The organism is Flavobacterium aquicola (assembly GCF_003385115.1).
In the GTDB taxonomy this organism is placed as follows: domain Bacteria; phylum Bacteroidota; class Bacteroidia; order Flavobacteriales; family Flavobacteriaceae; genus Flavobacterium; species Flavobacterium aquicola.
On record NZ_QUNI01000012.1, the window covers coordinates 110435 to 122619 of the forward strand.

General features: G+C 35.7%; 7 protein-coding genes. All 7 read left to right on the forward strand.

Annotated features, from left to right (window positions below; all coding sequences use genetic code 11):
- Positions 1-222 precede the first annotated feature (222 nt).
- Genes C8P67_RS17565 through C8P67_RS17595 form a run of 7 tightly spaced genes read left to right on the forward strand, consistent with a single transcriptional unit; the run spans position 223 to position 12092 of the window.
- Positions 223-3288 (forward strand): SusC/RagA family TonB-linked outer membrane protein, encoded by a 3066-nt coding sequence (locus tag C8P67_RS17565; RefSeq protein WP_115814492.1) that lies wholly within the window; start codon positions 223-225, stop codon positions 3286-3288.
- A gap of 13 nt (positions 3289-3301) precedes the next feature.
- Positions 3302-4891 (forward strand): RagB/SusD family nutrient uptake outer membrane protein, encoded by a 1590-nt coding sequence (locus C8P67_RS17570; RefSeq protein ID WP_211319931.1) that lies wholly within the window; start codon positions 3302-3304, stop codon positions 4889-4891.
- A gap of 12 nt (positions 4892-4903) precedes the next feature.
- Positions 4904-6091 carry a SusE domain-containing protein gene (locus tag C8P67_RS17575; protein WP_115814493.1) on the forward strand — a complete coding sequence of 396 codons (1188 nt, stop codon included), beginning with the start codon at positions 4904-4906 and terminating at the stop codon, positions 6089-6091.
- A gap of 57 nt (positions 6092-6148) precedes the next feature.
- Positions 6149-7339, forward strand: coding sequence for a glycoside hydrolase family 76 protein (locus C8P67_RS17580; protein ID WP_170141484.1), 1191 nt, complete (start codon positions 6149-6151; stop codon positions 7337-7339).
- A complete protein-coding gene (locus tag C8P67_RS17585) occupies positions 7339-8511 on the forward strand; it encodes a glycoside hydrolase family 76 protein (protein ID WP_115814495.1) in 1173 nt (390 codons plus the stop codon). Before C8P67_RS17580 ends, C8P67_RS17585 begins: the two co-directional genes overlap by 1 nt.
- Before the next feature lie 21 nt (positions 8512-8532).
- Entirely contained in the window at positions 8533-10884 is a 2352-nt protein-coding gene (locus tag C8P67_RS17590) for a GH92 family glycosyl hydrolase (protein ID WP_115814496.1), read from the forward strand.
- A gap of 56 nt (positions 10885-10940) precedes the next feature.
- Complete coding sequence (locus C8P67_RS17595; RefSeq protein ID WP_115814497.1) at positions 10941-12092, forward strand: MFS transporter; 1152 nt, start codon at positions 10941-10943, stop codon at positions 12090-12092.
- The last annotated feature ends 93 nt before the right edge of the window (positions 12093-12185 follow it).

The following is a 12185-nucleotide window of genomic DNA, read 5'->3' on the forward strand; positions in this document are numbered from 1 at the left end:
AAAAAAAGCTATTTCAAAGATCTTTTGTATGACTAAGCCGGAATGAGAAAATACATTGAGTTTTTTTTATAGTTAAAAGCAGTTTGATTTTTAAATTCTGAATATTCAGTATAGAAACTCTGTAAGTCTTTAGAATAAATCAAAATCAAGCGGAATGAAATAAACCAAAATCAAGATTATTCTATTAAACTAAAAATGAAATGAAAAAACAATATTAAATCTATGAAAAATAAAAAACCAATCAGCAGTAAGTTTTGGATAGGAATATCCTTAAAATCAAGACTCATACTATCATTTTTTTTGGTGGCTAATTTTGCTGTGTTACATGCTCAAAATACAATTTCGGGCAAAGTTAGAGACAGTAAAACTACCGAAAACATAATTGGAGCAACAGTAAGTATCAAGGGTACTACCGAAGGAACAATTACAGATCTTAATGGAACTTATACTATAAAAGCACCGGCAAATGCTGTGTTAGTTGTTTCATACATTGGTTATGAGAATAACGAAAAAGCAGTAAACGGAGCACAGACACTAAACTTTTTGCTAAAAGAAGAACAGAATAATTTAAAAGAAGTAGTGGTGGTTGGTTACGGTGTTCAGAAAAAAGCAAATCTTACTTCGTCGATTAGCACGGTAAGTAAAGAAGTTTTTGAAAACAAACCCGTAACCAATGCTGCACAAGCATTACAAGGCACAACGCCAGGACTAGTAATTCAGCAAGGGTCAAATGAGCCTGGCCAAGGAACAAATATAAATATTCGAGGGATTGGCACATTCCAATCTGGAACATATCCTTTGATATTAATTGACGGATTAGTAGGAAGCATTAATGATATCAACCCAAATGATATTGAAAATGTATCAGTACTTAAAGATGCTTCATCTACCGCAGTCTATGGATCGAGAGCTGCCAATGGCGTTATTTTGATTACTACCAAAATGGGAAAAAAAGGTAAAACCAGAGTGGCATACGACTACATGTTTGGATTCCAAGCGCCAACAAATATGCCAAAATATGCTCAAGCTTGGGAATATGCCGAACTTAGAAATGAAGCATTGATTAATTCTGGACTGCCTGCAAAATATGCTCCTGATCAAATAAATGAATTTAGAAAAATGGGCAAGGGAACCATCTGGCTGGATGAACTTTACAGAGAAAATGCACCGCAATCCAGTCATAATCTTTCTGTTGAAGGCGGATCTGAAACAACTACGTATCATATTTCCGTTGGTCATTTAGATCAAAGAAGCTTATTTGAGGGTAATGACGAATATGGATTAAAAAGAAACAATGCTAGATTAAGCATCAATTCAAAATTGTCAGATAAATTTACAGTAACTGCATCTGGTGCCTATAATGGCACTACAACAAATGAACATGCTTACTGGACTGAATGGCTTATAGAACAAGCAACCAGGATACCTGTTATTTATCCTGTAAAAGATGAAAATGGAAATTATACGCTTCCAAGCGGAAGTAATTCAAATGCATTGGCCAGATTAAGTGAAGGTGGTATGAGAACTTTTAAAAGTGATGGTCTAATGGGAAGCATTAGTGCTGAATGGAGTATTATTAAAGACTTAAAACTTAAAGGTTTCTTTGGTGCTAATTTATCAGATAACAATAGTCATGAATTTAGAAAATCAATCGATTATGCTCCGTATAAAGGAGGGGGAGATAATGAAAGTTCAGTAAAGGATGCATACGATAGAACAGTACTGCTCAATTCTACTCTTACTTTAAATTACAATAAAAAAATAGGAGAAAATCATAGTTTCTCCGGATTACTTGGACTTTCAGATGAAAGTAGTGAAAGAAGATGGTTTCAAGCAAGAAAAATTGGAATACCGGGCAACGAGTTTGGTGTTTTAGGAAATGGAGAAATCACAGATGAAGCCAATACTTACGGCAGTGGTGAAGAATGGGGAATTCATTCTTTTTTTGGAAGGGTAAATTATGCTTATAAAGAAAAATATCTTTTAGAAGGAAATGTTAGAATGGACGGTTCTTCGCGTTTTGCTTCAGAGAATCGCTGGGGTACTTTCCCATCATTTTCAGGGGGATGGCGTATTTCGAAGGAAGAATTTATGGAGCCTTTAAAAGATTATGTCAGCAATCTGAAGTTACGTGCTTCATGGGGACAGGTAGGAAATCAGGACATTGGGTTATATAAATATCTGCGCACTGTAAATATTGCCACGCAGGCATATTCTTTCAATGATAATGTAGCAAATGGAGCTTATTTTAGTGAAGCAAACCAAGATATTAGCTGGGAAACCAGTGAGATGATTGATTTTGGTATTGATGCTGGTTTTTTTAATAATAAACTATCATTTACACTTGATCTATACAGTAAAGACACCAAAAATATTCTGGTAAACAGTCTTCCTGTTCCAGGTATTTATGGAAGCGGGTCTCCTACTCAAAATATGGGAGCCATAAACAACAAAGGCTGGGAGTTTTCGGTTAATTACTCGTTTAAAACAGGGAAAGTTAATCACTCATTGACGGCAAATTTATCTGATAATGTAAATGAAGTAACAGATGACGGAGGCAGATCCTTGATTTCTGGTTATGATGTGGTTACCATGTTAAAAAAAGGACAGCCTATTAATTCCTATTATGCTTTGAAAAGCGACGGTTATTTTCAAAATGCTCAAGAAGTGGCAAACGGACCTAAGCAGACCTTCAATGCTGCCGGAGCAAAACCTGGAGATATTCGTTATGTTGACAGAAATGGTGATGGCGTGATTAATGAAGCAGAAGATAGATTTATTTTAGGAAATCCATTTCCTAGATATAATTATGGATTAACATATGCTGCGAATTGGAATGGTCTTGATTTGAGCATTTTCATTCAAGGTGTTGGTAAACGAAGCATGTGGATACGCGGAGAGGCAGTTGAAGCATTCCATAATAATAACGAAGGTCCGGTAATGGATTATCATATTGACAGATGGACGCCTGCAAATCCTGATGCGTCATATCCTCGTTTAACAATCGGATCAGAATCGGCTAATAATGCCGCAAAATCTGATTTTTGGATAGAAGATGCTTCTTATCTGCGTTTGAAAAACGTACAATTGGGTTATACTATACCTTCAAGATTTACGCAACAAATAGGGATTACTAAATTCAGAACCTATATAACAGGACAAAATCTATTTACGTTAACTAAACTAAAAGCAGGATATGATCCCGAAATAAATTCTGGCGCTGCTACAAGCGGGCGTGTTTATCCAGTGACGAGAGTTTTAGCTATAGGCCTTAATGTTAACTTCTAAAAATAATTTAGACATGAAAACAAAATATATATTAGTAGTATTTATAATGACAATCTTCTGGGGATGTGATAGTCTGGATACTCCATTAGTTGACAAAGAGTCAGATCTTTCTTTTTGGGATAAACCTGAAGATGCACTACATGCATTGAACAGCTGTTATCCTGATCTCTATGGTGCAGAGCAGTTTATTTTTACCGAATCACTTTCTGATAACTCTTATACAAAAAGTAACAATGGTTCTTTAGTTCGTGATGTGGCCAATGGAAGTTACACAATATCTGCCTCACTGATGAGTGATGTATGGAATGCAAGATATGCAGGTATAAAACGATGCAATATTTTATTGGACAACATTGGCAAAGTTCCTGATATAAATGCCGATTTAAAAAACAGATATATTGCCGAAGCAAAAGCAATTCGTGCCTTTCACTATTTTATTTTGATGAACAATTTTGGAGATGTGCCTTTGGTAACCCGCGAAATAAGCATTGAAGAAGCAAGAACTATTCCCAGAACTCCAAAAGCTCAAGTATTGCAGTTTATTTTAGATGAATTAGATTTTGCAAAAATACTTCCAAATTCATATCAGGATACTGATAAAGGACGTTTTACAAAAGGTGCCGCAATGGCTTTAAAAGCAAGAGTTTTGCTTTGTGAAAACCGCTGGCAGGAAGTTGCAGATATTTGCGATGCAATCATAAACAAAAAGGAAGCTGGTAATTTAGATTTGTTTGGCGGGACATATGCCGATTTATTCAAACCTGAGAATAAAGACAACATAGAAGTGCTGCTAAATGTCGAATTCATGGCAGTTAACAGAGAACAAGGAAATCAGTATTTTTTAATCCCGCCTTCATTGGGAGGTTATGCAGCAATTTCACCAAGCCAGGAATTAGTAGACAGTTATTTGCTTTTAAATGGTAATACAATAGCAGATCCAAGTTATAACGAATTAGCTCCATACGCTAACAGAGATCCCCGTTTGGATGCAACCATAATCCGACATGGGTCAAAACTTGAAAACCCAAATGGAAGCTTTACTACAATAAATACTAATCTGGGAACAGGAGATGATGCTATAAATGCTTCGTCAAATTGTACTCCAACCGGTTACTATGTTTCTAAGTTTTATGATAAAACGGCTAGAAACATGACTAATTCAGGTTCAAATCTTATTCTTATCCGTTATGCTGATGTATTGCTAATGTACGCTGAAGCTAAATCTAAACTGAATGCTTTTGGTCAAAACGAATGGGACCAGACAATCAAAAAATTACGTTTAAGAGCTGGATTCACAAATGTAAACGCATTAAACTATCCAGGAGTTTCAGGAACAGAAATGGACGAAATTATTCGCCGTGAGCGCCGTTCAGAATTAGCAATGGAAGGTTTAAGACTAATGGATTTGAGACGCTGGAAAACTGCTGAGGATGTTCTAAACGGCTGGTTGCATGGTATAAAAACAAATGAAGCTCCATCAGTAGATAATGGTTATATCCGTGTAGATAAAAGAGTGTTTGATAAGAGTAAACATTATTTGTGGCCTGTGCCTCAATCTGAAAGAGATTTAAATAGCAGTTTAACCCAAAATCCAAATTGGTAAATATCTAACATTATGAAAAATAAAATTAGCAGGCTGCTAAGCCTATTAGTCATCCTACTTCTATTGGGTAGCTGTACTGAAACATATGAACTGAAGACTGGTTTTGATGCGTCAGAATCATTGATTATGCCGGCGGTAAATGAACTGGTAGCAATCGATTTAGAAAACGGAACTACAACAAAATTCGAATGGACAAAATCTAATTCTTATTATGGAGGAGTTGTAATATATGAAGTTGTTTTTGATAAAGAAAATGGTGATTTTACTAACCCTATATTTAAAACTGTTTCAAATGGCGGTGGCGGCGACACTTGGCTGTCATTAACTCCAAAACAATTAATTGCGCTAGCAAAACTAGCCAATATAGCTGTCGATTCTGAAGGTACTGTTAAATGGAAGGTAATTGCTTCTCAAGGCGGAGAAAGAAAAGAAACAAAGGAAATCCGAACTTTAAGATTAAAGCGGCCTGCCGGAATAGGTGAGATTCCAAATGAATTATTTATTTATGGATCTGGATTTGAGGCTAAAAATCTTGAGAATGCAATGCAGACCAAAAAAATAGAAGACGGCGTTTTTGAAATTTTTGCATCGTTATCTGATGGCCAGATAAAACTTTGCAACTCAACAGCTGCAAATAAAATTTACTACATACTTGGCAGTAATAATAAATTGGTTGAAGCTGATAATGAATCAGGAATTGAAATGACAGGTACTGGGAAAGCCTATAGAATCGTTATTGATTTTAATTTGCTTACTATTAGAACTACAGAAATTAAAGCGATCCAAATGATGCGGACTTGGCAATACAATCTAGGCGATCTGACTTATATTGGAAACCATAAGTTTGAAGTTAAAAACATTGCTTTCCCATATTATCACGATTGGGGATATCCAGAAGAGCGTTATCGTTTTTGGATTGATACAAATGAAGGCAGAGAAATTTGGGGAAGTTATCATAATGATCAGATGAATGCATCAAATCTAGCAGGACTAGTGGCTTTCAATACACAGCCTGATGGCAGTCAGCCAGATACTTATTATAATGTCTATAATTTAGCAGATATTCCAAGTGCGGGACAAAATCAAGACTGGACGGGCATGTATAAATTACCTAAAGGTTCTGAGAACAAACATGCCAATGTAGTAATTGACATGTCTCCTGCCGGAGCTTACAAACACTCCGTAAACATAATTGATTAATAAATGCAAACAGGCTGTCTTTCTCAAGATGACAGCCTGTTTTTAATACCTTCAACAATGAAAAATATTCAAAAATTAAGTGTTTTGTTTCTTTGTTTTACAGTCTTTTCCTGTTCGGAAAATACCGATGATGAAATGACTCATACTGATCCTCCTGTACCTGTAGTCACTATTAGTTATAAAGAAAAAGCTAAGCAGACTTTTGATTTAATTCAGCAGAATTATAAAATCAACAGTACTGGTCTGTATTTAGAAAATTTTCCCAAACAGACAGGCGACAGAGAATCCTCCTATCTGTGGTCACTCGATGGGCTTTTATCCGGTGTAAATCAATTAAAAGCAATTGGATATAAAGATCAAAAACTTAATGAACCTTTTCTTGCTCTGGAAAAATATTATGATACGCAGCGATTGCCTAGTGCTTATCCGGCTTATCCCGTTCAGTATGGTTTAGAAGATCGTTTTTATGATGACAACGCTATTGTTGCCCTTGATTTAATTGAAGATTATGAAATTACAAAAAATCAAGCGTCTTTAGATCGTGCCAAGAAAATAGCGGAATTTAGCATAACTGGTGAAAACAACATAGCTGGCGGCGGAATGTACTGGGTGGAACAGTACAGAAATAAACCTGAAAGCGACAATTGTAATAAAGCGGTTTGTGCAAGTGCATTCACAACCACCTATCTGCTAAAATTGTATCAAATTACAAAGGATGAAGAATATTTAAAATTTGCCAAGAGAATTTATCAATGGCTGACAACTACGATGAAAGATCCAGTAGACAATCTTTTTTGGAATGACATCAGAATAAGAGATAATTATATAAATAAGACCAAATGGACCTATAATGCCGGTGCTATGATTAGTAATAATGTTTTACTGTATGAAATCACAAAGGACGAAGCTTATCTTGCCGAAGCTAAAACCATCGCAGCATCATCTTTTACTGTTTTTACACGAAGAGTAAACAATCAGGTGTTTTTTCCAGATCATGACTCTTGGTTCAATGTATGCCTTTTCAGAGGATATCTGGATCTTCTAAAACATGCGCCAATAGCACAGAATTACGTAAACATTTTTATAAGTAATGCAGATTATGCTTGGGAAAATGCTCGAAATAGTTACGGTTTATTTTTCGAAGACTGGTCTGGAATTAAGTCAGGAAGAGACAAATGGTTATTACAGCAGGCAGCACTGATTGAAATTTACGGCCGTATCGCTATTTTGAAAGGAGAAAAAGAGTAATGAAAAAAATGATAGCTGCCCTTGTAATCTGTTTTTTTGGTTTTAACCAAATTAACAGTCAAAACAAGCAAAAAGAAGCGTATTTAATGTATAAAAACAGAGCTGAATCATTTTATGATTTAGTATATGGTTTATATTACCTGCCAAAGTATAATTTATTCTCAGAGTATTATCCAAATGCTAATGCAGTTAAATTAAATTATTTTAATGATGGCGAGAAAAACACAAAAGAGGTTTCATTCCTATGGCCTTTTAGCGGTATGACATCTGCTATTAATGTACTCTATAAAATTGATCCGAAAAAATACAAAGCTTCATTAAAAAATTTAATCGAAGCACAAAAATTATATAAGGATACTATTAGAAAACCGGCCGGATACCAAGCTTATCCGCCTCAGTTTGAAAAATCAGACCGTTATTATGATGATAATGGATTAGTTGGTATTGATTATATTGAAGCATATGAAAATACAAAAGATACCAAGTATCTAAAAGATGCTAAAGAAGTTTTTGAATTCATTATAAGCGGCTGGAATAACGATCTTGAAGGAGGAGTTACGTGGCTTGAAGGGGTTTATGATCAAAAGCCTGCCTGCTCCAATGGAAAAGCAGCTGTATTAGCTTTAAAAATTTATGAGCAGACGCATGATAAATATTATTTAGACTGGGGATTAAAGTTTTATAATTGGATGCATTCCCATTTACGGGCATCCGAAAATATTTACTGGAATGACATGAAAACAGCTGACAGATCTGTTTTAAAAACAGCCTGGACATACAATACAGGTACAATGCTGCAATCAGTAGTCAGTTTATATAAAATTACGGGAAATAAAGAATATCTTAACGAAGCCCAATCATTAGCTGAAGGAGCGTATCTTTTTTTTGGAAAAAAACAAGCTGACGGGCGCACTTTAATTCTTGATAATCCATGGTTTACAACAGTTTTATTTCGGGGTTATCAGGATTTGTATGAAGTTGACAGGAATCCGAAATATATTGATGCGATTATAAAAAACATTGATTACGCCTGGGTACATGCCCGTGATGAGAAAGGGCTTTTTTTTAATAACTGGAATGCAGAAACAGATGAATCTAAAACTGCAAAATGGTTACTTGATGAAGCTTGTATTGCTGAACTGTACGCTCGGATTGCACTCTTAAAAAAATAAATCATTTTAAAATATTAACATATGAAAAGGGTTTTAACTATATTATTTTTAAGCATTAGCTGTATTTCGCAGACTGCTTATAGTCAAAAAGGACAAAAAAAATTATCAGATTATGTCAATCCAAATATTGGAACAGCACATAGCCGCTGGTTTTTTTATACTCCGGCGGCAGTTCCTTTTGGTTTGGCCAAATTAGGTCCTTCGACCAATGCACATCTCGGCAATAAGGATGGCTGGGAAGCCACAGGATATGATGACAGAGATACCTCGATTGAGGGGTTTGCCTGCTTACATGAATTTCAGGTCGGCGGAATTGTACTTGCTCCATCAGTTGGGAAACTGCAGACTGTACCTGGAAGTCTCGAAAATCCGGATGAAGGGTATCGATCCAGATTTGATAGAAAAGATGAGTATGCTACTTCGGGGTATTACTCTGTTTTACTAAAAGATTATAATGTAAAAGCAGAGCTTACCGCTACGAAAAGAGTAGGTTTTCAGCGTTACACTTTTCCTAAATCGGCTGCGTCTCATATTATTTTTGACATTGGAAACAGACAAGGTGAAAGCGGTGCTGCAAAAGATGCCAAAGTTACTATTACTGATGATGGCAGAATAGAAGGTTACGTTATTACAAATCCGGAATATGTAAAAAAATATCAGGAAGGCGCTGAGGTAGCTATGTATTTCTCTGCTGTTTTGGACAAAAAGCCAAAAGATTATGGGGTGTTTAAAAAATTGGAAGTAATAGCAGGTAATAAAGAAATGAACGGTGTTGGTTCTGGAGTGTATCTTACCTTTGATACAAAAGAGAATGAGGCAATTACAGTAAAAATCGGATTGTCTTATACTTCAATTGCTAATGCCCGTTTAAATCTTGAATCGGAAGCAAAAAACACTGATTTCAATACTGCCAAAAAGAATGCTCTTAGTACGTGGAATCAAAGTTTAGGGAGAATAACCGTTGAAGGAAAAAATGAAACAGACAAGATCAAATTTTATACAGGACTGTATCATGCACTTTTAGGAAGAGGACTAGCCAGTGATGTCAATGGCGCTTATCCTATGAATAACGGAAGGGTTGGACAGATACCTCAAAACGCAGACGGTACTTCAAAATACAACTGTTATAATACAGATGCTATTTGGGGAGGATTTTGGAACCTGACACAATTATGGGCATTAGCATATCCAGAATATTATGCGGATTGGGTACAAGGCCAGTTACTTGTTTATAAAGATGCCGGCTGGTTGGGTGATGGTATTGCAAACAGTAAATATGTTTCGGGTGTGGGGACAAATTTCACAGGATTAGCTATTGCTTCTGCTTATAATTGCGGTATTCGAAATTTTGATGTGGCCTTAGCTTATGAAGCATCATTGAAGAATGAAATTACATGGAAAGACAGAATTGAAGGTGCTGGTAAAATGGATTTGAAACAATTTGTGGAGCGTGGTTATTCACCGCACATTGACAATATTGGTTTCAATACAATAAGCGATGGTTCAGGATTTTCGGCCTCTCATACTTTAGAATATTCATACAGTTCTTTTGCAGTGGCTCAATTTGCTAAATCACTCGGAAAAACAGAAGATTACGAGCAACTGATAAAACTGTCAAAAGGCTGGAAATTATTGTACAATCCAGATGTTAAATTTATTTGTCCAAAGGATGCTGATGGAAAATTCATTGACAAATTTGATCCATCACAGCCTTGGAGAGGTTTTCAGGAAGGAAATGCTTGGCAGTATACTTTCTATGTACCTCACGATGTAGAAGAGTTAGTAGAAACTCTAGGCAAGGACACTTTTAATGATCGATTGGAAACTATTTTTGAAGCATCTCAAAAAAATGTCTTTGGAGGCGGAACAAAAATTGATGCTTTTGCAGGGTTGTCAGGATTTTATAATCATGGTAATCAGCCTAATTTACATATTTCGTGGCTGTTTAATTTTTCTGGAAAGCCTTGTCTTACTCAAAAATGGGTGCACGCTATTTGTGATGAATTCTATGGAACAGAAGGAATTCATGGATATGGTTACGGACAAGACGAAGATCAAGGTCAATTGGGTGCATGGTATGTTATGTCTTCTATAGGATTATTTGATGTAAAGGGTCTCACAGAAATAAATCCTTCATTTCAGATAAGCAGCCCATTATTTGATAAAGTAACTATTAAATTACCGAAATCATTAAACCGAAAAGATTTTGTAATCGAAGTTGTAAATAATTCTAAGGAGAACGTGTATCTTCAGAAAGCGTCTCTAAATAATAAAGAGATAAAGGATTTGAAAATAGATTTCAAGGACATCACAAAAGGAGGTGTTATAAAAATGGCTGTGGATGCTAAGCCAAGTCAAAAATGGTCTAACTAAAATTGGTTTTATAAAAATGATAGTAGGCTAAATAATATCAATTAAACAAAAAAAGCATGCAAAAAAAACAATCGGTTTTTCAACTTTTACCCATTCTATTGGGATTTTTCATCATGGGATTCGTAGATGTGGTAGGTATTGCTACCAACTACGTGAAGAAAGATTTCCAGCTTTCAGATGCGGTGGCAAATCTTTTGCCTATGGCTGTATTCCTATGGTTTCTAATATTCTCTATTCCAATAGGAATGCTGATGAATAAAATTGGACGTAAGAAAACAGTATTGCTTAGTATGCTTATCACAGTGGTTGCACTGTTGATTCCAATGATAGCCTATAGCCTGCCTGTTGTTTTAATAGCATTTGCTTTGTTAGGAATAGGTAATACTATTATTCAGGTGTCGCTTAATCCGCTGCTTACGAATATAATTACTGGAGAAAAATTAACAAGTACGCTCACTCTTGGTCAGTTTGTAAAAGCTATAGCATCCTTTCTTGGTCCGGTTATAGCTGCATTCTGCGCAAATACTTTTGGTAATTGGCAGCTATTATTTATTGTATTTGCTGTTGTTACGATATTATCAGCGTTGTGGTTGTGGGTTACTTATATTCCTAAGGAAGAAGCCGTAGCTGTCGTTTCTACCTTCGGTGAATCCTTTGCACTGTTAGGCGATAAAACTATATTTCTGTTTTTTATTGGAATCCTAACCTTGGTAGGAATCGATGTAGGATTAAATATTACAGCCCCAAGATTAATGATGGAGCGTGCAGGAATGGCTCTCGAAGATGCTGGTTATGCTACTAGTCTGTACTTTATATTCCGAACTGCGGGAGCATTTCTTGGTGCAATCATTCTGTCAAAAATGTCGGCCAAAAAATTCTATATAGGAAGTTCTGCAGCAGCAATTTTAGCGATAGCATTGTTAATGTCTGCAAATTCACAGTCATTGTTATACACAGGCATTGCATTGGCAGGTTTCGCTTGTGCTAATATGTTCTCCATTATATTTTCCTATGCACTTAAAAAGTTGCCGTCTAAATCGAATGAGGTTTCAGCCTTAATGATTATGGGGGTTTCTGGTGGTGCACTCTTTCCGTTTTTGATGGGTGTAATGACAGATGCAATGGGCGGAATCCAAATCGGTGCTGTTGGTATCATATTGATTTGCTGTGTTTGTCAGCTGTTTCTTGCTCTTAGTGTGAAAGAATAAATTAAAAAATACAAACTGTGTCGGCATAAAAATAGGCTGACAAGTTTTTTAAATAAAATTATAGTAACCAGTCAGATTTTTTGACTGGTTTTT